Annotated in this window: 21 protein-coding genes and 2 pseudogenes; 15 read left to right on the top strand and 8 right to left on the bottom strand. The window is 45.3% G+C overall.

What is annotated here, in order from left to right:
• From ACLGGO_RS08360 to ACLGGO_RS08350, 3 genes are all read right to left on the bottom strand, one after another.
• Window positions 1-785 (bottom strand): tetratricopeptide repeat protein (locus ACLGGO_RS08360; RefSeq protein WP_446418946.1); only part of this gene is annotated, 785 nt, incomplete at its 3' end.
• A 273-nt stretch (window positions 786-1,058) separates the two neighbouring features.
• Window positions 1,059-1,829, bottom strand: coding sequence for a tRNA(His) guanylyltransferase Thg1 family protein (locus tag ACLGGO_RS08355; RefSeq protein WP_446418945.1), 771 nt, complete (start codon window positions 1,827-1,829; stop codon window positions 1,059-1,061).
• A 110-nt stretch (window positions 1,830-1,939) separates the two neighbouring features.
• Window positions 1,940-3,757, bottom strand: a complete 1,818-nt coding sequence (locus ACLGGO_RS08350; RefSeq protein WP_446418944.1) for a serine/threonine protein kinase — start codon at window positions 3,755-3,757, stop codon at window positions 1,940-1,942.
• 485 nt (window positions 3,758-4,242) lie between these two features.
• On the opposite strand from ACLGGO_RS08350, the gene ACLGGO_RS08345 reads away from it, so the two are divergent.
• The 5 genes from ACLGGO_RS08345 to ACLGGO_RS08325 all read left to right on the top strand — a co-directional run bounded on the left by ACLGGO_RS08345 (window position 4,243) and on the right by ACLGGO_RS08325 (window position 9,289).
• Window positions 4,243-4,899, top strand: a complete 657-nt coding sequence (locus ACLGGO_RS08345) for a DUF6391 domain-containing protein (RefSeq protein WP_446338217.1) — start codon at window positions 4,243-4,245, stop codon at window positions 4,897-4,899.
• A gap of 222 nt (window positions 4,900-5,121) precedes the next feature.
• Entirely contained in the window at window positions 5,122-5,340 is a 219-nt protein-coding gene (locus ACLGGO_RS08340) for a photosystem I reaction center subunit IV (RefSeq protein WP_446338216.1), read from the top strand.
• Window positions 5,341-5,362: 22 nt separating this feature from the next.
• Complete coding sequence (locus tag ACLGGO_RS08335) at window positions 5,363-6,226, top strand: DNA-formamidopyrimidine glycosylase (protein ID WP_446418943.1); 864 nt, start codon at window positions 5,363-5,365, stop codon at window positions 6,224-6,226.
• Window positions 6,227-6,285: 59 nt separating this feature from the next.
• Entirely contained in the window at window positions 6,286-6,903 is a 618-nt protein-coding gene (locus ACLGGO_RS08330; RefSeq protein WP_446418942.1) for a Uma2 family endonuclease, read from the top strand.
• Window positions 6,904-7,135: 232 nt separating this feature from the next.
• Window positions 7,136-9,289 (top strand): EF-hand domain-containing protein, encoded by a 2,154-nt coding sequence (locus ACLGGO_RS08325; RefSeq protein ID WP_446418941.1) that lies wholly within the window; start codon window positions 7,136-7,138, stop codon window positions 9,287-9,289.
• Here ACLGGO_RS08325 and ACLGGO_RS08320 read toward each other — a convergent pair.
• Together ACLGGO_RS08320 and ACLGGO_RS08315 are read right to left on the bottom strand one after the other, a co-directional pair.
• A pseudogene (locus tag ACLGGO_RS08320) lies at window positions 9,282-9,539 on the bottom strand (IS630 family transposase); the annotation flags it as partial. The gene ACLGGO_RS08325 and the pseudogene ACLGGO_RS08320 overlap by 8 nt on opposite strands.
• Window positions 9,540-9,588: 49 nt before the next feature.
• Entirely contained in the window at window positions 9,589-9,999 is a 411-nt protein-coding gene (locus ACLGGO_RS08315; protein WP_446418940.1) for a hypothetical protein, read from the bottom strand.
• Between the two features lie 418 nt (window positions 10,000-10,417).
• On the opposite strand from ACLGGO_RS08315, the gene ndhO reads away from it, so the two are divergent.
• The 3 genes from ndhO to ACLGGO_RS08300 all read left to right on the top strand — a co-directional run bounded on the left by ndhO (window position 10,418) and on the right by ACLGGO_RS08300 (window position 12,805).
• The gene (gene ndhO / locus ACLGGO_RS08310) at window positions 10,418-10,636 is read left to right on the top strand and encodes an NAD(P)H-quinone oxidoreductase subunit O (protein ID WP_446336497.1); all 219 of its coding nucleotides are present in this window, start codon (window positions 10,418-10,420) and stop codon (window positions 10,634-10,636) included.
• Between the two features lie 538 nt (window positions 10,637-11,174).
• The gene (gene mdh, locus ACLGGO_RS08305; protein WP_446418939.1) at window positions 11,175-12,143 is read left to right on the top strand and encodes a malate dehydrogenase; all 969 of its coding nucleotides are present in this window, start codon (window positions 11,175-11,177) and stop codon (window positions 12,141-12,143) included.
• Window positions 12,144-12,238: 95 nt separating this feature from the next.
• A complete protein-coding gene (locus ACLGGO_RS08300) occupies window positions 12,239-12,805 on the top strand; it encodes a Uma2 family endonuclease (RefSeq protein WP_446418938.1) in 567 nt (188 codons plus the stop codon).
• 328 nt (window positions 12,806-13,133) lie between these two features.
• On the opposite strand, the gene xseB is transcribed toward ACLGGO_RS08300, so the two are convergent.
• Window positions 13,134-13,397, bottom strand: coding sequence for an exodeoxyribonuclease VII small subunit (gene xseB, locus ACLGGO_RS08295; RefSeq protein ID WP_446336494.1), 264 nt, complete (start codon window positions 13,395-13,397; stop codon window positions 13,134-13,136).
• 132 nt (window positions 13,398-13,529) lie between these two features.
• Here xseB and ACLGGO_RS08290 point away from each other — a divergent pair, with 132 nt between their 5' ends.
• The 6 genes and pseudogenes from ACLGGO_RS08290 to ACLGGO_RS08265 all read left to right on the top strand — a co-directional run.
• On the top strand, window positions 13,530-13,850 hold the full coding sequence (locus ACLGGO_RS08290) for a 2Fe-2S iron-sulfur cluster-binding protein (protein WP_446336493.1): 321 nt from the start codon (window positions 13,530-13,532) through the stop codon (window positions 13,848-13,850).
• 243 nt (window positions 13,851-14,093) lie between these two features.
• On the top strand, window positions 14,094-14,288 hold the full coding sequence (locus tag ACLGGO_RS08285; RefSeq protein ID WP_446418937.1) for a hypothetical protein: 195 nt from the start codon (window positions 14,094-14,096) through the stop codon (window positions 14,286-14,288).
• Window positions 14,289-14,290: 2 nt separating this feature from the next.
• On the top strand, window positions 14,291-15,343 hold the full coding sequence (locus ACLGGO_RS08280) for a DUF3326 domain-containing protein (RefSeq protein WP_446418950.1): 1,053 nt from the start codon (window positions 14,291-14,293) through the stop codon (window positions 15,341-15,343).
• A 3-nt stretch (window positions 15,344-15,346) separates the two neighbouring features.
• The gene (locus ACLGGO_RS08275) at window positions 15,347-15,940 is read left to right on the top strand and encodes a CPBP family intramembrane glutamic endopeptidase (RefSeq protein ID WP_446418936.1); all 594 of its coding nucleotides are present in this window, start codon (window positions 15,347-15,349) and stop codon (window positions 15,938-15,940) included.
• Between the two features lie 831 nt (window positions 15,941-16,771).
• A complete protein-coding gene (locus ACLGGO_RS08270) occupies window positions 16,772-17,542 on the top strand; it encodes a PEP-CTERM sorting domain-containing protein (RefSeq protein WP_446418935.1) in 771 nt (256 codons plus the stop codon).
• Between the two features lie 357 nt (window positions 17,543-17,899).
• Window positions 17,900-18,118 (top strand): annotated as a pseudogene (locus ACLGGO_RS08265) (RRXRR domain-containing protein); the annotation flags it as partial.
• A 265-nt stretch (window positions 18,119-18,383) separates the two neighbouring features.
• Here ACLGGO_RS08265 and purN read toward each other — a convergent pair.
• Entirely contained in the window at window positions 18,384-19,052 is a 669-nt protein-coding gene (gene purN / locus ACLGGO_RS08260; RefSeq protein ID WP_446418934.1) for a phosphoribosylglycinamide formyltransferase, read from the bottom strand.
• A gap of 127 nt (window positions 19,053-19,179) precedes the next feature.
• Here purN and ACLGGO_RS08255 point away from each other — a divergent pair, with 127 nt between their 5' ends.
• A complete protein-coding gene (locus ACLGGO_RS08255) occupies window positions 19,180-22,584 on the top strand; it encodes a UvrD-helicase domain-containing protein (RefSeq protein ID WP_446418933.1) in 3,405 nt (1,134 codons plus the stop codon).
• Between the two features lie 137 nt (window positions 22,585-22,721).
• Here the strand turns inward: ACLGGO_RS08255 and ACLGGO_RS08250 are convergent, their stop codons facing one another.
• The gene (locus ACLGGO_RS08250) at window positions 22,722-23,648 is read right to left on the bottom strand and encodes a DMT family transporter (RefSeq protein WP_446418932.1); all 927 of its coding nucleotides are present in this window, start codon (window positions 23,646-23,648) and stop codon (window positions 22,722-22,724) included.
• Between the last annotated feature and the right edge of the window lie 7 nt (window positions 23,649-23,655).

Raw genomic sequence — 23,655 nt, 5'->3', positions numbered from 1 at the left:
AAACCCCGGTTGTTCCAAGCTATAGAGTCATCAGGTTTAAATTGTAAGGCTTTATCGTAGCTAGCGATCGCTTCCTCCAATTGTCCTAACTCAGATAGAACCACACCTCGGTTGAACCAAGCGATATGGGAATCAGGGGCAATATCTAACGCTTTGTCACAACAAGCAATTGCATCAACTAAATCGCCAACTATAAATCGCTGCTCGCCTTGCATCAACCAAAACGCCTCCTCACTTTGCGATAACTCTGCTGAAGCCAACTCGCCTTGAGTCTCAAATTTAAACACGCCAGAACGCCAGTCATAGAAGTCAGGGGCGCGGCGGTTGAAATAGGTGAGGGCAAATTTGGGTAGGAGAAAGACAAAACAGATATTAAAATGGTCGCGAAATGATTCTCGCTGTAGGTTCATATGTCCTAATAAACGCGGTACGGAGAATAAGGAATAGTTGTGACGTTCTGTATTATCTTTGATTGTCTTTTCATAGTCATAAATCGAATGTTCTAACCCTTGAACAAATAAGATATCGATACTATCCCGATTCGGTAAGGCGGCAATTTCGGTATAGAGATTCTCAATCGGTTCGGTGAGACGTAAAACCTCGATTCTTTTTTGCGGTAAATCTTTCCTAACATCATCAATTAATTTCTTGACTGTGGCGGGAGTACAGTCAACAAACAGCAACCCAAACCCTTCTGTCCAACTTAGAGAACGCCGCAGGGCTTCATATTCGTCCTTGGCGTTGCCCTTGTCGTCTTTATCCCATTCGGTCAGGTTTCGGATCATTGCTGTGATGCTGATGTGTTTTGTTCAGATACCGTAGGGGCGCACCGACGTGCGCCCTAACACTGACGTGCGCCCGGTTTAATTGTCAAGTTTATGCCACTATTTTACCAATATATCAGGTGGGCAATGCCCACCCTACTGGTGTGGCACAGCTAAAATTGTGGAATAAGTTGTAGGTTGGGTTGACGCAAGGAAACCCAATCTGAAAATCGTTCATGGTTGGTCATTTGTCATTTGTCATTTGTCATTTGTCATTGATGCCGTTCGTCTAACCTAAGACGGACTAATTTCCCTCAATAAATCGCGAATAAATTGACTATATTCGTCTTTCATTGGCAGATTTAACTCCTGTCGAATCCGTTTCCTCATTGCTTCGGTTGTCTCACCAGTCAGGGGATTTAATCCCGGCTTTTGATAGGATTCCCAATATAATCCTACCCCTCGTTTATGCCAATTCGGTACATGATTAAAATTAATCCCATGCTGGAATAACAATTCATTCTTATCCGCCACCGATAACCGTTCTAACCGAGCTGTGGCTTGTCTGGCAGTTTTGCCATCTTTCCGCAAACACCAATAACTATGAGAGTTTAACGCATTTCTGTGGGCATCTGCTTGTCGCCAGCGAAAATAATCAACCACTATTTCTATTGTCGGTAATTGAGAAATGCGACAATCGAAACCCGCCACCGTTCCCAGTATCAATGAAAATTTAGCACTCGCTTCTCCAGCTAAAACTGAGTTCAGCTTGCGTAATTTGCGATTAAAGGCAGATTCGGCGATATCAAAAAGCAGCGATATTTCATCACTTTGAGTATACCCATAGATAACTTTTAAGCCGCAATGCATCAAATGTTCTACGCTGAGAATCATCAAGTCTCGAAACTTTTCATCAAAGGGTGCTTCAAATGGATGCACTTCCCGCGTTAGCTGTGTAAAACCCCGCCCATCTAACCGCGCTATTATATATAATCCCGGCAAAACGCAGTGATCATGGGCGGTTTCATAAACCCGCATTTTGGCATCGAGTTCATTAAATTTCATAGCGGTTATTTCTAGGGAGATGTAGAGAGGTGATGCAAGAAGCGTCTGGGGGCGGGTTTAGTCACATCAAGGTGAAAACAAATAATAATAGTGAAACCCGCCCCTACTGATTATGGTTTAATTAAATCCTGCTCAAATTTCCGATAACGGGCAATACGTTTTGCCCGATCCAATGGCGGATAAAGAATTAACGTGGCTAAAGGAAAACCTGTGCTAAAAATTGCTCCCAAAACCATACCATTGACAACCCCTAACTTTAAAGCTATTCCTAAACTAATTCCCAAGGCGGCGGATAAGACAGAAACCCCCAATGCTAACCCTTGACTAAAGCCCCGTTGCACACAACTTTGAGCAACGCCTTCTCCTTCAAATGCCGCCATAAATACTACCGCATCCACCGCCGCAAATGCCGCAATTGCCATATCCGTTGCCCGAAATTGAGCGCCAAATCGGGCGGCAAATATCGCCGCGACACCTGCAAAAAAAACGGAAGCCACGGTATCTAGGGCTTTCACCTTGACCCCAAAGCGCGATCGCACCTTTGCCATCCCCTGACTAATCCACCCCGACGTAATCGCCGCCACGAGTCCCAACAGAGCCACTAACACCGAAATGAAAATCGCGATCGCAACACCAATTGTGCCACTATGACTCACAATACCATCCCATGCCATTGTTTCCACCCAGGTGGCGGCGGCGGCAAAGAAAATTAATAATCCTACCGAAAAATAGGGTAATTTCTTCGCTGGAATCGGCACAGGTGCTGTCTTCACCTTTAGGGTTAAGCTTTGGGTTTCCGGATGGGAATTACTATGAATTAATATCTCCCGCTCATAGAGCTTATTCGCCATCAACTTGCGCGTATTAACGGTAATTTTGAACAGCACTTGATTACTGACAAAATGAGTTTGCTCAAGGTAAATCCATTCATGGAAATCAGGCGTGTGGGGTGGATCACTCAGATGGGGGGCGATTTGCCAACGGCTTTCCAATACCGTATCGGGAACAGAGTTCGTCAAAATGACCTTTTTAGTTAACTTTTCTCCCAATTTCTTCGCCGTGAATTCCAAACACGAGACATTGAGATTCACCTCTGGTACTCGAATCACATAAATTGGATTCAGCGCCTCTAACGCGGTTTCCGCATCCAGAAAACGGTCTTTTGGTTTCAGTTCCACCATCCTTTGCAGCCAATCAATCCAACGTAAACTCAGCCGAGGAACCCGATGTTTAAAATTAATCCGATAGTCTTCATCAATTAACTGGCTAATATCGGTTGAGGCAATACCCGTGAGTAAACAAATCAGCGTTGCGCCTAACCCATAGAGATCCGACGCCTCACTCACTTGTTGATTAAACAGTAATTCCGGAGCGATGAACCCAATCGTCCCCTTCGCAACACTACTCATGGCAATTTCACTACCGCCGACATGGGCAAAGCCAAAATCAACCAGGTAGACATTCAACTCATCATCGACTAGGATATTTTCCGGTTTAATATCCCGATGACTAATCGACGGAATGCGATTTTGTAAATAAACTAGAATATTGAGTAATGAAACAGCAATTTGCTTAATTTCATCGGGGTCAAAACTACGCCGAACAGCTAAAGACGCGGCTTTTTTATAATCCTGGACTAAACAAAACCCGGTTGCGGTTTGAAATGAACCCAAATATTGAGGAATTCCTGGATGATTCAATCCACGTAACACTTGAATTTCCCGTTCGATGGCTTCATAATCAGACCAGTGTGCCTCACTTTGGGCAAACTGAAACTGTTTAATCACAACGGGTTCTTTCAGCATTCCCTTTGACGTCAGGGGAGGAATTGGCACCGCCAGGTAGGTGACTCTCCCACCTGCGCGATTATGACCTAATTCTCGAACGACCCTGAAACCGTGGCTGGATAAGTCTGGAAAATTACTCATGAGGTAAGTCAAACGTCAAAAGTTATGTAGAGACGTAGTCTGCTACGTCTGTCAAATTGCGATCCCCCTCTTCCCTTTTTGATCCCCCTTCCGTCCCCCTTTAGATCCCCCTTCCGTCCCCCTTAAAAAGGGGGAAGCCATAGGATGCTTCGCTTTTTTTGCACGGGGGAGACCACTAGAGAGGAATAAGATGTACGGTGTCTAGATACAGCAATGCATACCTGGTATTCTATCGCGGCAAAACTTATCGCGTCGTTATGGGTGCGGAGGGTGCGGGGATGCTCAGGTGCAGGGGAAATGAGGGCGGGCGCGAGTCACATCTTTTGTGAGGTCAGAAACGATAATGGTGAAACCCACCCCTACACACTCAAAATTCAACACTCACGCGCCATACCCTTGAGCCTAGCGAAGCGAAGGGTCAACACTTCCCCAATAACGAACGCTAAAGTTGAAAGAATATCGGCTAGTTTGAGAGTACTCCTGCCATGACTTATACGACTTCTGCTCAGACTTGGGATTTTAACTTTCCCACGCCCTATCCCAGCCAAGATACTGACTTACTCAAGCAACTGCCTTTTGTACCAGGGTTACAAGAACTGTTAATGCTGCGTCAGGTTCATGCTCTTGAACATGCTACGGTTTGGGTTCTGGCTGATTTAGCCAACGTCAACTATACGTCACGCCCCGGTAGCAGTCGTGCGGGTACAGCCACCACCGTGCATGAGATGGATAATGATACCTTAGGCGGTTTATCCACCGAACAAGGATTTTACCTCTACGGTCAGGTGAATTTATCAGACTTAAGACGTGCGGTTCCTCTGGCGTTGAACCGTCTCACCCAAGGGGAATGGAATTTAGCTGTACATCCTCGTTGCGGTACGAATCTCTCCGTTGGCATGATGTTAACGGCTGGACTTGCCCTAGGCGCCCATCTCCTCCTACCCCGTGGTCCGATTGAGCAACTAATTGGTTTGGGTTTAGCCACCGCCACAGCTACCCAACTTGCCCCTGACATTGGTATCCTAGCTCAACGCTACCTAACTACGGCTATTCCATTTAATCTAGCTGTTGACGATATTAGCGATACCTCAGATATCTGGGGACGACCTGCTCATTTCGTACAGGTGCGATGGCGGGATTAGACTCAAGAGGGTAGGAGGGTAGGAGTTCCATCGGTGTAGAGACGTAGCATGCTACGTCTCTACAATGCTCCCGCACCCCGCCATCCCGCCCTATCTCCCTCTATATCTGGAAACAAGGGGCTTTTCAACTTATCTTTGTAATAAAACTTAAAACACAGAGTAAGCAGACACCCCTGATCCAGTAGTACGCTGTAAAACTAGATTAGTAAGGGAAAAACTGATATGGCAGAAATAGCACGCGGCGCGAAAGTTCGGATTAAACGCAAAGAATCCTACTGGTTTAACGACGTTGGAACCGTGGCAACCGTAGACAAGAGCGGCATTATCTATCCGGTCATCGTCCGTTTCGATAAAGTCAACTATGCTGGCATCAATACCAATAACTTTGCTGAAAACGAACTCATAGTCGTGGAAGCGGCTAAGAAGAAAGCTAAGAAGTAAAGGAACGGTATCACACGAAGCCGTGCCTGAATTGCCGGAAGTTGAAACAATTCGTCTGGGTCTCAAGCAAATTACTTGTACCCAGGATATTCAGGGTGGGGATGTGTTGCTCCCGCGCACCATCGCCTACCCTGTTTCTGTGGCAGCGTTTTTGGAGGGTGTGAAGCAGACGAGAATTACCGATTGGCACCGACGGGGTAAATATTTGCTTGCCCAACTTAGCCACTCTGAAGAGGGGGATGCTGGCTGGTTAGGAGTGCATCTGCGGATGAGTGGGCAACTTTTATGGATTCAGCAAACGGAACCGTTACAGAAGCATACACGAGTGCGCTTGTTTTTTCCCCAAGGACAGGAATTGCGTTTTGTGGATCAACGCACCTTTGGTCGGATGTGGTGGGTTCCACCGGGGGAAGCGTGCGATCGCATTATCACGGGGTTGCAAAATTTAGGACCTGAACCCTTCTCGGATGCGTTCTCCCTAGAGTATCTAACACAGAAGCTGAAAACGTCTCAGCGTTCGATCAAAACCGCCCTCCTCGACCAATCTCTGGTTGCAGGCGTGGGGAATATCTACGCCGATGAAGCCTTATTCGTGAGTGGGATTCATCCTCAAACCGTTTGCGCCCGATTAAGTGTAGACCAAATTGAACGTCTGCACCAAGGGATTATTCAAGTCTTAAAAGCGGGGATTGAGGCGGGTGGCACAACCTTCAGCAGCTTCCTCAATGTCCAGGGCGTCAATGGCAATTACAGTGGAGTCGCTTGGGTCTATGGTCGCACAGGACAGCCTTGTCGCGTCTGTGAGACCCCAATTGAGCGGATTAAGTTGTCTGGGCGTTCGTCTCATTTTTGCCCACGCTGTCAGTCACCAACGACCAAAGCGTAAGATTTCAGTTCAGGTGTGTGAAAATTGAATGATTCAGGTATTGCTAAGGTTGTGAGACGATGATTCAAGCCATACCAAAACAATTAACATTTGACGAATTTATTGACTGGTATCCAGAGAATCCAGAGTATCGCTATGAACTGCACGACGGGGTAATTATTGCAGTGCCTAAACCAAGGGGGAAACATTCAGAAGTCGCTGGGTTTATATCTGGGGAACTGTTCCTGGAAATTCGGCGTTCTCAACTGCCTTATTTTATACCCAAGGAATGGGTTGTTAAACCTGCACAAGAGTCGAGTTATGAACCTGATGTCATCGTTTTAGATAAGGTGGGTGTGGCGAATAACGAACCTCGCTGGGACAATGAATCTATCATTATGTTGGGGACTTCTATCCGTTTAGTTATAGAAGTGGTTTCCATGAATTGGAGTGATGATTATGCCCTGAAATTGGAAGATTATGAGGCTATGGGCATTCCTGAATATTGGATTGTAGATCATCTGGGATTAGGCGGTAGGCGTTATATTGGTAATCCCAAGCAACCGACGTTTTCGGTTTACCAACTTGTTGATGGTGTGTACCAGGTGACGCAGTTACGAGGAGATGAGCGGATTGTGTCAGCAACTTTTCCAGAGTTAAATTTGACGGTTAATCAAATCTTTAGTGCTGGGGTGTGAGCGTGTTTAAGTTTTAACCCAACCTACTGGCTGCGTCACACTACAATTTGGCTACACACTCTAAAGTCGGGTGGGCATTGACCGAAATACGTTAGAGTAGCTAACGATTTTAACTTTATTGGATTTGACGCTCTTTTGTAACATTCGCCAGCAAAGTCCCCTATTTACAGGCTGATTATGGTACTATACTCTTTATCTAGCTAAATTATAAGTCAGGTCGTCAACAAATAGTATGCAAATACCGGAACGCCAAATGCACCGATTTCGATGGCTGCTGACCATTGGTTGGTTGTTACTAATTCTTTCGTTGTTCTATGACCCTTTCTCTCCTAGATTAACCACTCCTGACAATACAATTAGTCCTTTAAGAATTGACCCTACTATTTGTGTAAATGTTCAGGGAACTTGTATAGAAGAGAGTGCTTATGCCTTGGGAGCGCCTATTTTTTGGGGCATAATTGTCCCCACCGCTATTTTCATTTTGTTGGTATTTGGACATGAATTATGGCGTCGGATATGTCCATTGTCATTCCTGTCCCAAATTCCTCGCGCTTTGGGATGGCAACGGAAACAACGACGAGTTCATCCTCAAACTGGGAAAGTACGCTATCAGGGAGTAAAAGTGACTCAAAATTCCTGGTTAGGTCGGAATCATTTGTATCTCCAATTTGGACTGTTTTATCTAGGATTATGTAGCAGAATTTTGTTCGTCAATTCCGATCGCACAGCCTTGGCTATTTTTTTATTAACAACTATTATCGCGGCAATTGTAGTAGGCTACCTCTATGAGGGTAAATCCTGGTGTCAGTATTTCTGTCCCATGGCTCCGGTGCAAAAAATTTATGCTGAACCTAGAGGATTGTTGACGAGAACAGCTCATGAGGAAGAGCGCCAAAAGATTACGCAATCGATGTGTCGCACCCTAAACAAAAAAGGCGAAGAACAGAGTGATTGTGTGGCTTGTCAGAGTCCCTGTATTGATATTGATGCGGAGCGTTCCTACTGGGAAACGATTATGCAACCGCAACAGCAGTGGCTCTACTACGGTTATGTCGGATTGGTCTTGGGTTACTTCATTTATTATTATCTTTATGCCGGGAATTGGGACTACTATTTATCTGGCGTTTGGGCGCATCAAGAAAATCAGCTAGCTACATTAATGAGTCCAGGATTCTATCTGGGAAATCAGCAAATTCCCCTGCCTAAGTTAGTCGCTGTTCCGCTGACATTAGCCGCATTTGCATTTGCCGGATCTAGCATAGGAATTAGTATAGAAAAACGCTATAGTGCGGTTCAGCGACGCCAGCAGCAACCCCTAAGTCAAGAACTAATCCGTCACCGGATGTTTACCCTTTGTACGTTCTTTGTCTTTAACCTATTCTTTGTCTTTGCCGGACGAAATTTTATCCGGTTGTTACCTGCACCGATACAATATTTATTTCCACTACTTATTGCCATCTGTAGTACGCTATGGCTCTACCGGACATGGCAACGCCATCCCCACCGCTACCGCCAAGAAAGTCTAGCCAGCCGACTGCGGCGACAGCTCAGTAAACTACACTTAGATATCTCACGTTTTTTAGAAGGGCGATCGCTCGATTCTCTAAATGCTGATGAAGTTTATGTTTTAGCTAAGATTTTGCCAAATTTTACCAAGGAAAAACGGCTTCAGGCTTATAAAGGAATTTTGACAGAAGCTCTTAATGAAGGGTATGCTGACGTTTCAAGCAGTTTGAATATTCTTCAACCAATGCGGCGGGAACTCGATATTTCTGAGGCTGAACATCAGGAGATTTTAACAGAGCTTGGAGTTGAAGATCCTGCTCTGCTTGATCCGCAAAACCACAGGAGTCGTGAAGATTGGTGGCGTCAAGAAAGTTATCGTGAAGCCATCTTGACGCTCATTCTGGAGTTTTCCCAGAATCATCCAGAGCAACACTTAGTCACCGAGTTAGCTGAAGTGATTAATGGCAAAAAGCCGATGACTGATTTGGAGACGTTACTCAAGCAATTATCGAAACGTGAATCAAAAAGCATTGAGCAGACTCGCCAAGATTACGGGGTTACCACAACGGAGGAAGCCGAGATTATTAAACAAACTGATCCGCATCAGTTGTGGCGGATGATCAGCCATACCTTTGATTCATTCAAACATTTAGACGAAGACGAGCGCCTAATGGCATATTTTCGGCTTTTGGACAAGGATGAGTCAGGTTACATTAGTGGCGAAGAATTAGAAGTTTGTTTGCGAGAGATTAATTCCCAAGTTACTCACGCTGAAATTGAGGCAATGCTGAAGCTAGCCGACACCAACCGCGATCGCCAAATTAGTTATGAGGAGTTTAGGGAAATTTTGCATCTTCTAGACTATAGCAATCCTAAATAGATTGTGGCAATTTTCATACTGAAAAATTTTTGGAAAATCGAATATTTGATCATCAGCAAAAAACTTAAATAACCACTTAACTATTTTAAAAGAGCTGCAAAGATGATAAGATTGTCTCTGCTTAAAATAATGGTAAGTTGCACCATCCCAAAATATCGATAATTTTTTTCCGGGTCGTTGACGAAAGTAAATGCTCGATAAAATCGATGGTATTTTCGCTGTTTCCACTTTTATATTCTTTGACTATAAACTATTTTGCCGCTTCATCCAATAATTCATCAAAAGTGTAGCAAAATAAATCAAGATTTTCCCGCGTTGAATACCGTAGCAAATGCAGCAAATTCGCGCTTGGGTTCAATTCCTAATTCTCGGATTTCATCCCCCAAGGCGTATCCGTCGAGAAAGGCTTCCCCTTGTTGCAGGAGAATCGAGGGGTTATTGCGATCGAAGGCTTGGCGAAAAGCCTGTTGAATCTCTTTTTGCCGGAATAGTTCGAGGATTGGCTTGGGTTTGCCGATGCCATATTCGACTAAGGCGTATTGATAAATACTGGTAAAGTCAGGATGGGGATGTTCGGGATCGAGATTAAACTTTTTCAGGAGTTTGATGACGGTTTCGTCCCGTTCCAGCTTATTTTTGAGTAGGGGGGCGGTTGGACGTGCGATCGCAGTGATTGCAGCGATGATTGGATCGAGGTTTATCGGGATCACGGCGGTGGATTGGGTTTTTAGTGGGGAGGTGCGGGTTTAACTATTATTTTAAATAGAATTCATGGTCGCTGAGGTCAGTTTGTGGCGAAGACAGCGCAACTAGGGATGGCAGTAATTAGGGCTTGCTGCACAACTCCCAAACCCTTAGCTATCAGGGCTTTGATTGGTATTGATATTTGCTCCTGTTCACGGAAAAAGGGTTAAACCCTTTTATACCCTTGCACCGCTATCAGGGAAAATGTACTATGGCTCCCCCTGCTTCCTCTGCTCCCCCTGCTTCCCCTGCTCCCTATCCCCACCACCAGACTCCCTGTAGCAACCCCTAATTAGTAGAAGCGGGTCGCCCCTACACTCAGAGGTGAATTATGAGGGATAATGGCTGGAAAGCGTTTACTCATATCGATATTAGGGATAAATAATGGCAGACAAGCTTAAGAAAGGATCATTAGTGCGCGTGAATCGCGAAAAGTTGGATAATAGTGTGGAAGCCAAATCCAGTGATACTCGCTTTCCTCCTTACCTGTTTGAAAGTGATGGGGAAGTGGTCGATACCCGGGGTGAGTATGCCTTAGTTAAGTTTTATGTACCGACCCCGAATATTTGGTTTCGCCTCGACCAACTCGAAGTCACTGGGTGAAGTAGTAGCGTGACCGGAATTAATGGGTCACAAGCCCCGTCCTTCTAGGACGGCTTTTGTGTTAAATTTATAGCGGTTGAAATTCCCACCTAAGTTTGCAGTCGATATACCTTCTTTATGAAGTGAAACCGAGCCTGAACCAGCAATAGGGAAAGATCGAAGGGCAATGGTTCTAATCCAACCTGGAGACAAAACAGAAGTATTTCTCAATGCTTTTGGGTTAAACGATACATAGAGTTAGTCGCGGGAGGGCATTCCGAGACTTAAAACGGACAGGGAGCGTGTGTAAGACCTCAGTAGAGGCAGTGCGTGGTGAGCTGTCAACCCCATTCAGCGACCGTAGGGGTTTGGTAGCCAAACCCCTACGGCGTGGTGAGGAATCCCTGTGCGTTCACGCCGGGGAGGATGTCAAACGTCTAATTTGCTCGATTAGCCTGGTCAAAAATCCAGGCTTGCGCCCAAAAATGCTGTAAAATTGCGCTATGTTAGCTGTGCCACGCCAGTAGTATAGTCGCGATCGTAAAACCGATCTATAGCCATGGCATTTTCTTCTAATTTACCTATCGCTTGCAATGATCACCGCGTCACCGTGATTGGTGCGGGTCACGTCGGTAGCACTTTGGCGCACCGGATTGCCCAACGCAATTTGGCAAATGTGGTACTTTTGGACATTGTTCCCGGTATCCCCCAAGGCATTGCCCTGGATTTAATGCAGGCACAGGGGATGGATTGTCACAATCGCGAGATTCTTGGCACCAATGATTATATGGATACCACCGGGTCTGATGTGGTAATCATCACGGCGGGTTTACCTCGTAAACCGGGGATGAATCGAGATGATTTACTCAAAATTAATGCCAAAATTGCGGTTGAGGTGGCAGAAAAAGCGATCGCGCGATCGCCCGATGCTCTCTATATTGTGGTCACAAATCCCCTAGATGTGATGACCTACTTGGTCTGGCAAACAATAGGATTACCCGTGTCACGGGTGATGGGAATGGCAGGAATGTTAGATTCTGCCCGTTTCCAAACCTTTATTGCGATGGAGTTAGGGGTATCGATTGCGGATGTCAGTGGGTTAGTCTTGGGGGGTCATGGCGATTTAATGGTACCCTTACCCCGCTACTCCACAGTGCGAGGGATTCCGATTACTGAACTGATGGATGAGGAAACAGTTGATCGCTTGGTAAATCGGACTCGTCACGGTGGTGCAGAAATTGTGAATCTGATGAAAACTGGGGGGGCGTATTCCGCGCCTGCGTCCTCGACTTGCGCGATGGTGGAAGCCATTTTGCATAATCAGTCGCGACTTTTGCCCATATCATCCTATCTGGATGGGGAGTATGGTTTAAAGGATATTTTTATTGGTGTCCCCACACGGTTAGGATGTCGAGGTGTGGAAAAAGTTGTGGAAATTAACCTCACCGATACCGAACGCGCCGCCCTACATACGTCAGCAGAATCGGTTCGTAAAAATATTAAGCGGGCGCAGGAAATGTTGGCTTAATGGTCATTTGTCCTTTGTCATTTGTCCTTTGTTGGGGGTGACGGGTTACTCCTCAAATTACGGATAATGGGGATAATTGTGGCAAAGGATAATGGATGATTATGGCATACGCGATCGCGAATTCCCAGGAGTCTCAGGTTGAGTCTCCAGTTTTCTCTGTCGAAGACTATTTGCTAAATCTCCCTGACCATACAGAATGGGTAGATGGGCAATTGGTGGAGAAGCAAGGAATCAACGCCAAACATGGTCGAATTCAAGCACGATTAGCTCGATATTGGGGAAATTATAAAGAGGAGCAGAGTCTAGGCGGAGATGTTTACACGGAAACCCCCTGTTGGACAGGAGAACGAGGGCGTCGTCCTGATGTATCTTACCTCACTCCGGAACTGGTGGAACAATTTGGCGAGTTTACGGTTTTATCCCAAAGTTTTCCCTTAATTGCTGAGATTATTTCGCCGACAGATGGGGCGGAAGAGGTTTTTAGTAAGGTCAAAGAGTATCTGCGATCAGGATGTCAGGAAGTTTGGTTAGTGTTTCCGGAGAGTCAATGGGTTTTAGTGATTACAGAACAGCAACAGGTTTTATTTAATCATGGTGATGTTGTTAAAACGCAGCAGGTGTTAACAGGTTTTAGTATAGCGATTGATGATTTATTGGCGTAACACCTCAAGAAAATCTAAGAACCAGCTTTAAAGTCAATATGAGTCACGAAGCTGGCGTATACTTTACGGCACACCAACAGACTCATAAACTAACGAATACACAAGTTAGGTTTTAACCCACGTAGGTGGGTTTTGTTTGTGTAGCAATGATTTCTAATCGCCAGATGCAAGATATAACAAGCTTCAAGGTTTATGACTCTTGCCCACCTTACAGAAAATCTGTAGGGGCGCAAGGCTTGCACCCTTGGTAATGTACATTACCCAGCCGAGAAACGCTAGATTGAACAAAGTAATCCGTTGATAGAAGAAATAAGCAAACAGTTAGAGATTAAGTCTGGGAATCTGACTCATCGGTCAATGTCTCAATCAACAAATCCATTTGCTGTTGTCGCTGTTGCAGAAAGGCTTCACATTGACGTAAATACTCTACCGCTGAGGCAAATTGGTCAAATACCTCGGCTAATTCCAGTTCCCCTCGTTCGATTTGCTCGATAATCGTCTCCACCTGAGCCACTGTCGCCTCATAGTTCCAAGACGGCGGGAGGGAGGGTTCAGCCGGGTGAGTACGAGAGGATGCGATCGGATCAACCATGAGAATCTAAAGTGTCGGTCTCATAATAAACTTAAGGATAGCCTGGAATCCGGCACCAAACGTTAAAATAATCCCGGTCAATATTTTTTCCCGCACCGGGAAAGTAAACCTGGAAAGCCGCTAAGAGGTATAATGCCCAAGACTTACACCGTCGAAATCAATCACCAAGGTACAACCCACACTATAGAAGTCCCAGAAGACAAAAAGATTCTTCAGGCTGCGGAGGAACAAGGGATAGATTTACCCAATGCCTGCAATGCTGGCGTTTGTACAACCTGTGCCGCTAAAATCATTGAGGGTTCTGTTGATCAAAGCGAAGGGATGGGACTTGGACCCGAATTGCAAGAGGAAGGGTATGTCTTGCTTTGTATCGCCTTACCGCGCTCTAACCTGAAAGTGGAATCCGGTAAGGAAGACGAGGTTTATGATCGCCAATTCGGTCAACCGTCTTGAGCCAGCCGAGAGGACACAGGATTGTCGGGGTGGGTTTTACCGATAACGTTTAGTAAGAAACTGATAACTTGACTCAACTCACCCTGATGGGGAAACATTTGGGGAGCATGTCAGGACAGAAAATGTTCCAGAAGTGCGATGGTGTTGGGTTTCGTTCCTCAACCCAACCTACTTGCGTTGACATGCACCCAGATATGTACCCCTTGACATTCATCATTTATTGTAATTTACCCCACTAAAAAAATGACGACTCACTTCATTACTGCCGAAATTGACCTCCAGGAGTCACCCAAACAACTCCATCAAGCGATTGAGACGGAACTGCAAAAACAGGGAGAACCCCTGCGTTGGGCGGTTACATCTGTGGATACTCAGGAACAAAAAGCTCAGGTTGAAGCGATTGTCACAAATCCCGATTCTAAACCGTCCACCCCTTAATCATTGTGCGTCCTTACACCGTTGTTTTAATCGTTCCCACAGGAATTGGCGCATCCATTGGTGGCTATGCGGGAGACGCTTTACCCGTCGCTAGAGCGATCGCGCAAATCTGCGATCGCCTAATCACTCATCCCAATGTCCTCAATGGTGCCCAACTCTATTGGAATTTACCCAACGCCCTCTATGTAGAAGGCTATGGGCTTGACAAATTCGCCGCTGGATGCTGGGGATTACAACCCATGCATCAAAATCGGGTGGGATTAATCCTCGACCAAGGGATTGAACCTGACCTGCGTTTGCGCCATCTGCAAGCGGCTGATGCCACCAGAGCCACACTGGGACTGAATCTAACCGATTACGTGATTACTGATGCGCCCCTCAATGTGGAACTGCGGACAGCACCATCGGGTGCGAGTTGGGGTACGATTGGCAATCCTGATAGTTTGTTGCGATCGGCTGAGGTGCTGATTCAACAGGCAAAGGCAGAGGCGATCGCAGTAGTGGCTCGTTTTCCCGATGATCTCGGAAGCGAAGCCCTAGAGGCATACCGACAGGGACAAGGGGTCGATCCGCTGGCAGGTGCAGAAGCGGTGATCTCTCACCTAATCGTGCGAACCTTCCAAGTCCCTTGCGCCCACGCCCCGGCATTAATGCCCCTTCCCCTAGAACCCAACTTGTCGCCGCGATCGGCCGCCGAGGAATTAGGCTATACTTTTCTACCCTGTGTGTTAGTGGGATTAAGTCGCGCCCCGCAATTTCAAGTGAAGAGGCGTCAACCGGGAGAGATTTGGGCAGAGGATGTGGATGCGGTTGTGATTCCCGCTAGTGCCTGTGGCGGTAGTGCCTTGCTAAGCTTAAGTCAGTTACGGACTCAAATTATTGCGGTTGAGGATAACCAAACCTCAATGCAAGTGCCTCCAGAACCTTTGGCAATCAAAGCTGTGCGAGTACACTCGTATTTAGAGGCACTGGGTATGTTAGTAGCACATCGCGCTGGAATTAGTGCCGATGCTCTGAGTCCCTCTGTGTCGTCTATGCGTAGCTTATCTATATAGTTAGTGACTAAACAGCTTCCCGATAACCCTGACTTTGAACCCCTCACCCGCACCCAAGTGTTAGTTGCCATGGGGATAACGGCGATCGTTTTGCTCGTCGTTGCTAAACTCTGGCTGAAATTTGGGTCGGTGACACTTTTATCCCTAGACTTTACCTTAGAAGGATTACTCATCGGATTAGGTATGGGCGTGGGAATTACCGCCATGAGTGGTGTAGTCTATCGCCTCTGGTCAGCATACCGTCAAAGTGCTGACGTTTATCTCAACTTGGTTTTAAAACCATTGGTATTACCTGATCTGATTTGGTTGGGGTTACTTCCGGGTATGAGTGAAGAGTTACTATTTCGGGGGGTAATGTTGCCAGCTATTGGTTTGAACACCCTGGGTGTGATTATTTCTAGCTTGGTGTTTGGCATTTTACATTTGAGTGGTTCCCAACAGTGGCCCTATGTTGTTTGGGCAACGATTGTGGGATTGTTACTGGGGGTTAGTGCTGTAGGTACAGGAAATTTGCTGGTTCCGATTGTGGCTCATGTGGCGACCAATTGGCTGTCTAGTTTCCTTTGGAAGTTGGGACATCGAGAAGTTGAAGCGTAGATTCTTAAAACCCTGGCTTCTTGAAGAAGTCGGGGTCTTGGTCTCCAGAGCGCTCTATTGAACTCAAATATAAAGCGTCGATGAAGCTAATTAAGAATTCCATTAATGACTTTGATATAAGTTTACATTATATAAAACCGCTACTTTAGTCACAAGTGTTTTACATCGTGAAACATATAGAAATATATTCGAGGGAATCCGATAAGAAACTTTAGCAATTCACAGGGAAGTAATGATACACCAGTGACGGGCAAGTCAGTGAGGTTAACGATCCTATTCCCGATTAAAGATTAATTAAATGTAAACGAGTGTTTACATCTATAAAATTTTACATACCTTAACTCGATAAAGTATTAATGAAGACTTGACTTTTTTGCACTTTTTCTTGGAGAAGTTCGGTATTATTACTCATGTAAGGGAAAAACAGATAAGCCAAAGGTATCTGCTGGCTCAAGACAGAAAATTTAGTTTTTATCGCCTAAAAGCTTTTTTGTCTTAACCGAACCACCTATTGCTGACTGTCTTCTCCAACGAGGGTGTATGCTTTGAATTCAGCCATTATTAATAAAAAGCCAGACAATCTTCGCCTTGCTTGACTAACAACAAGAATGGAGATGTCCCGCCGCTCGGTAATTTCAACTTTTCTTAATTATTAGTGTAACACTAAATTCACTAATTGGCGATCGGCTTTTCGTTGGCTTTTCGGATCTTTGTTGTGGTTGATTTCTCACCCTCAATGGACTTGCTTAAAGTGGGGAAAGAAAGAGAAATCCTAGACAACCCCCTTGCAAGTCTGATGTTCACCCAACAATGATCACGAGGTTTATCGTCATGAAATACTTTTCTTCAATCGCTACAGTAGGAACGAATCTTGTTGCTTTAGGAACCGTAATGGCTTACAGCAACGGGGCGTTAGCAGCTTCGATTAATAACCGACCCATAGAGAAAATACCAACGGGAACGTCCCTCCAGACAATCTTCGATGACATCAAAGTCTCAGATCCTGGTATCAATGTAGTCAATGATCAGTCAAAATTCGCCCTGTTTGACAATACTTCTGCTAGTGGAGCAATAGGAACTCTGGTTGCCGAAATAGCTGGTTTTGCTCCTGGAAATCAGTTTGGACTCTACAGTGCCAAAAATCCTAACAATCAAGCTTTAATTTTTGATGGAGCCAGTTCACCCTTTGAGCAAGCCTTTATCAGCTTCTTTGATAATGGTGATGTCAAAGTGAACAACACCTTAGTTGCCACAGGTTTTGGTAATTCATTTGGCTTTTATCTCCATACCCCAGAAAACAACACATTCTACACTGAGGATAGTCTTAACAATGGCAATCCGCAAGTTCTAGCCTATCAAGGCGATAACCAGACCAAACTCAAAATTAATGGTTTAGATTCGGGAACATTTGTGGACACTGAGTTCATCTTTGCTTTTGAGGATAAGCCTTTTAGTGGTTCTGACAAAGACTTCAATGACATGGTTGTCCACATTAGCGGTATTGAGCCAGTTCCAGAACCTATGACTATTTTAGGGTCTGCCCTAGCTTTAGGATTTGGTGGTTTGTTTAAACGGGAACGGTCGAAACGGCAAAAGAACTAGATGTGAGCTGGTGAGGGCGGGTTTACCGATAATTGGGTTTTGCCACGACGATGGCAATAAACCCGCTCCAAAAAAGGGTGACATCTATCAAACTATTGAGCAGAATTGCCAATACTATCTTAAAGTGTAGGTTGGGTCTTGTATCTTGATCTAACCTACATTCAACAACCCTAACCTAGCTATCGCTGCTCTGTTAGGGATTGCTAGAGACAAATCTAGCAACGCAAGAGTTGAATATCCGCACTGAGTCTAAACTTGGTACAGACTTCCGAATACTTCCCTAGTTCGGATTATCTCTAAGACTTTTTGTCAAGTCGCTATTTGGTTAGGACATCTTAGTTTAGATGCGGTAGACGAATTAACCGGAAACTACCCTATTCTGAACGATGCCATCGTCAGAAGCGCTTTGATAACCGAAAACAGGGTAAACTACCACCCTCAATCCGAGCTAACAAACAGCTAGAGTTACGGGTAGTCAAAGAGTTGTTTAAACTGTTCCCCATTAGTGCCATTCACTATGAATTAGTCATGGCTGATGTGGATAGAACCAGTGGGCGAAAATCAGCGCGGTCTGGTGTTCTGGAGACACAGAGAAACAAGTTTCAGTTAGCGATATTAACTGGAAACGACTAGGGCAATTTAGCGCCAAAAAAGTCCAGTTGTTGCAGCGAAGCACGGGGTTAATCGTCGTGCCTTCACCTGGACCGTTCAAATCTCACCACATTGAGTGGTTCGGTTTGACCTCTATCCCTCCCCAACCTGCTTCGCTGAGGTTGGGGTCTCACGAGGTAAAGCGATGAACTTGGCATTTTGCTCAGCAATTCCTACCGAAAAACTGCATTTAACTCACTCCCAAAGCCATCCCCGCCGCAACTTGGGCGATCGCTTGGGGTAAAATGCGATGTTCCTGTACTTGAATCCGGGCGTGTAGCGTCTCTGGCGTATCGTCAGGAAGCACGGGAACAGCCGCTTGAATTAAAATCGGTCCACTATCGACTTCTGGGCTAACTAAATGAACCGTACATCCAGTAATTTTCACCCCGGCGGCTAAGGCTTCCGCTTCGGCGTGAATCCCTTTGAAACTGGGTAAGAGACTAGGATGAAGGTTAAGAATGCGACGAGGAAATGCATCAATGAGGACTGGGGTAACAATTCGCATCCAACCCGCCATGACGACGAGTTCAACTTGATACTGTCTCAATGTCTGGACAATTTGAGCATCGAGTGCTTCTCGTTTTTTGTAATCCCGGTGATTATGGAGAACCATGGGAATGCCGAATTTTTCGGCTCTGGCGATGGCTTTGATACCGGGATTATTGTAGATCATGACTTGAATTTGGGCATGGAGTTGCCCATCTGCGATCGCGTGGGCGATGGCTTCAAAGTTTGTACCACTCCCCGATACCATAATTCCTAGTTTTGCAGGAGGAGTATCTTGGGCAGGTTTTGGAGTAACTACCGGTGAAATTAGACTAGGGGTTGTATTCGTCGCTGGGGTATTGCTGGTCATACAGAACTACACAAATTGCCAACAGTATCATAATTGCCCGATGGCGTCTTCCCGATACAGTATTGCCTCAAAATACGATACCCTGTACTAGAATAGCCAAACTCTTACCTTCCTGCCTCAGCTAGCCATGACTCAATCGACTGACTTCCTGACGCACCTCAATCCCTCTCAACGTCGCGCTGTCGAACATTTCTGCGGTCCCTTGCTGGTTGTGGCGGGGGCGGGTTCGGGTAAGACGAGGGCGCTAACCTACCGCATCGCGAATTTGATTCTTACCCATAAGGTCGATCCCGGAAACATTTTAGCGGTTACCTTCACCAACAAAGCCGCACGGGAGATGAAATCCCGGATTGAAACCCTATTCGCCCAGCAACTTGCTATTCAAAAGCGGGGTCAGCGTTTAGACTTACTCCCAGAAGTTGAACAAACCCAGTTGCGATCGCAGGTCTATAAAAAATACATCAAACCCTTGTGGATTGGTACGTTTCACAGCTTGTTTGCTCGGATTCTCCGCTATGATATCAACAAATATCAAGATGAAAAAGGACACCAATGGAAGCGTAATTTTTCTATCTTTGACGAATCAGATGCCCAAACTCTGGTGAAAACCATCGTCACTAAACAATTAAATCTAGACGATAAAAAATTTAACCCCCGTACCATTCGCTACGCGATTAGCAACGCCAAAAACTTAGGCTTATCGCCCCAAGACTTTGAAAAAGAGCAGGCGGGTTATAAAGGGCGAGTCTATGCCGAAGTTTATCACCATTATCAAGACCAGTTAGCGGCGAACAATGCCCTGGACTTCGATGATCTGATTTTAGTCCCCGTTAAACTCTTCCAACAAAACGAATCAGTCCTCGGATATTGGTATAATCAATTTTGCCATATTTTAGTGGATGAATATCAAGACACCAACCGTATCCAGTACGAACTGATACACCTATTAACCACAAACGGCGAAACTGAAAAAGAACAATGGAATTGGCGCGATCGCTCCGTATTTGTTGTCGGTGATGCTGATCAGTGTTTTCCTCCCGGAACCAAGGTTTTAACCCCCGCAGGCGAGAAACCCATTGAAACCTTGAAAGTAGGAGACAAGGTTCTATCGCCGACTGGTCAAAAACAACTTTACCCCCATCAAGTCACTCATATCAAAAAAGGATACTTTTGTGGTTCTCTCTGGTCGATTCGTGCGGGTCAACAGGTATTAAGTGGAACACCTCATCATATTGTTCTTGCCAGAATGACACCCATTGAAGGGCATTATTATGTGTATCTGATGTACAGATCAGATCGCGGCTATCGCGTTGGCATCACTAAAAGTCTACGTCACAACGATTATCGATGCGATGAACTCGGCTTTAAAGTTCGTATCGCACAAGAAAATGGGGATAAGCTTTGGGTACTAAAAACCACGACTTCTTATGAAGAAGCGGCTTACTATGAAGCCTATTATGCAGCTAAATATGGGTTGCCAACGCTAGTCTTTCATGGTAAAGGTCGGCGTATGCGTCTGAATGATGAGTGGATTTTTCGCCTATACCAAGAAATTGATACTATCACCAATGCTCACCGATTAATGCAAGATCTCTGGCTGCATCCAGATTTTCCTCACTACCGTCCTCAGAATGGTTTGCGACGACAGACATTAAATCTGGTTATGTTTGGTACACCTCGGTTAGAGCGACAAAAATCTGCTAACTATCATCGTATCCAATGGTGTTCTAATCGTAGTGATATTGCGACAAACTTAGAAGCGGCTGGCTTTCGTATTCGTTCTGGGAAAAATAGCCGAGGGTATCGGGTTGAAACGGCGAGAGTTTCATACAAAGAAGCGGTGAGTATGGCGCATTCTATTGCGGATGCAGGTCAACTGGAAATCCAACGCAAAGCATTAATCAGTGGCACAAGTTATTATTTTATGCCTTTATCTCATCTCCACCCCGGAATGAGAGTGCTAGTCGAGGTGGATGATACCTTAACAGAGGTGGAAATTGAGCAAGTTTGGCAAGATGAGTATGAGGGAGATGTGTATGACTTAGAAGTCGATGTAGCTCATACTTATATAGCTAATCGTGTGCTAGTCCATAACTCAATTTATTCCTTTAGGATGGCAGATTTTACCATCTTATTAGGATTTCAGCAAGACTTTGGCGATGGGTTGCCTGATGAAACAACCCGCACCATGGTTAAATTAGAGGAAAACTATCGTTCACGAGAAAATATTCTCCAAGCGGCTAACTATTTAATTGAACAGAATACCCAGCGAATTGACAAAATTCTCAGACCCACACGCGGTTTAGGGGAAGAAATTTACTGCCATCACGCCGAAGATGAGTTAGAAGAGGCTCATTTTGTTCTCCAACAAATTCTGAAACTGAATCAACAAAACCCCGAACTGAACTGGGGCAGTTTTGCCATCCTTTATCGGACGAATGCACAATCTCGCCCCTTAGAAGATGCGCTGCGAGGTCGAGTTCCTTATGTGATTATCGGGGGATTGAAGTTCTACGATCGCAAAGAGATTAAAGACGCCTTGGCTTATCTAAGAACCATTGCCAATCCCAGCGATACAGTCAGTTTATTGCGGATTATAAACACACCGCGCCGGGGTATTGGTAAAGCCACGATTGATAATTTAGTGGTTGCAGCTCAACAATTAAACATTCCCCTCTGGGAAATTATCCGGGATGAAACCTCGGTAAATACAATTGCTGGACGTTCTGCTAAAGCTGTAAATAAGTTTGCCCAATTGATTCAGCAGTGCCAAGACAATACGGAAAACTTAGAAGCTGTAGAAATCATCAAGTTTATTATGGAGGAATCGGGATATATTGATGACTTGAAAAACCAAGGCACAGACGAAGCTGAAAACCGATTGGAAAATATCAATGAACTCTATAATGCTGTTGTTCAATTCCAAGAAGAAAATGCAGATCCCAGCCTAGAAGGGTTTCTGGCAAATGCGTCTCTGGCGTCTGATTTAGATAATCTGGAAGACGGACAACAAGCGGTATCTTTAATGACGCTACACTCGGCTAAAGGATTAGAGTTTCCGGTTGTGTTTCTGGTTGGTTTAGAACAAGGACTTTTTCCCCATAGCCGTACTATCGATGATCCTATTGCCTTAGAGGAAGAACGCCGCCTCTGTTATGTCGGGATTACTCGCGCCCAAGAACAGTTATTTCTTTCCCACGCCCGTGAACGCCGTCTCTATGGGTATCGTGAACCTGCGGTTCGGTCTCAATTTTTGGATGAGTTACCCGAAGACTTAATTCGCAGTACCTTGGTGCAGGTGAAACAGAAAACTCCTTCAGCCTCAACTGAAAATTCGTCAAAATCATCAGGTTCAACGGTAAAATCTAAAGAGTGGAAAAAAGGAGATTTACTGAGTCATGATACCTTTGGTATCGGAGAAGTAACTCATGTTTTCGGTTCGGGCAAGAAAATTAGTATTGCGGTTAAGTTTCCCAGTTTGGGGCAAAAAATTCTTGACCCTAAGCGAACTAATATACAACGAGTGAATTAGTTGGAGAATAGGTAAAAGTCAATTGTAGGGGCGGGTTTAGCCACTCAAACTACTTGTCACCGATAAATGAACAACAAAACCCGCCCTTATTTAAAAGTCTTGGTGCTGTATCTGTTGGGTACGAGTTGAATCTGTATTCAAGGTGATCGACGCCCTAATGCGATCGCAATCGAACCCGAAACCACTAACATAGCCCCCAAAAGCCCTAAGCCTGTCCACTGTTCCGGTTCAACCCATCTGGGGACAAAGCGCGAAGCCATCCAAACTGAACTTAATGTTACCAACGGCGTCAGTGCTAATACCGCACTCACTCGCGAGGCTTGCCAATGTTCCAAGGCTTCTGCAAATGCACCATAAGCAATCAGGGTATTTAACCCACAAAAGAGCAGTAAACTCAGGTGTAAAGGACTCAAACTGAGGATGGATTGGGGTGTCGTTAGCGGCGTGAACAATAAAGCACAGACGCCATAAATTACCAGCATTATCGTAGTAGAGGGTAATTTATGCAAAAGCTGTTTCTGTGCCAAAGCGTAAATCGCCCAAGTCACAGCAGCTAAGACAATAATCATATTACCGAATAGATAGGTAGAGCGTGAGGTGAGTAACGTCTGGAGTCGATCATGAAAAAATAGGGTAAATCCCAACACCAGAATACCCACACCAATCCATTGACGCAGAGTATAGCGTTCTTTGAAAACCACTAAAGCGCCCAAACCCAAAAACATGGGTGCTAACTGAATCAGCACTTGGGCATTTGTGGGAGAAGTTTGCCCCAACCCTTGCAAAAATAGCAGATAATTGATCCCTAAAAATAGAGTCGCGATCGCTAATAGTCCCAGAGACGCTGAACGCAGTTGCGGTAATGAGGGAAACTGTTGTCTTGTAGTTAAATAAAGCGCCAGCAATCCAAAAGCCATAAGAAAACGAAACCAGGTGATTGTATAAACATCCAACACCTGAAGGGTTATGGTTAGCGCTAGGGGGAGAATACCCCACATCAATACAGTGATTAAACATAGCACTAATCCCAAGCGCCAGCGACCAGAAGTTTGATGGAGTGACATGAATCAA

This window comes from Coleofasciculus sp. (assembly GCF_046565525.1).
Taxonomy (GTDB): domain Bacteria; phylum Cyanobacteriota; class Cyanobacteriia; order Cyanobacteriales; family Coleofasciculaceae; genus Coleofasciculus.
Note: the sequence above shows the minus strand (reverse complement) of the source record. Positions and strands in the feature narration are given on the sequence as shown.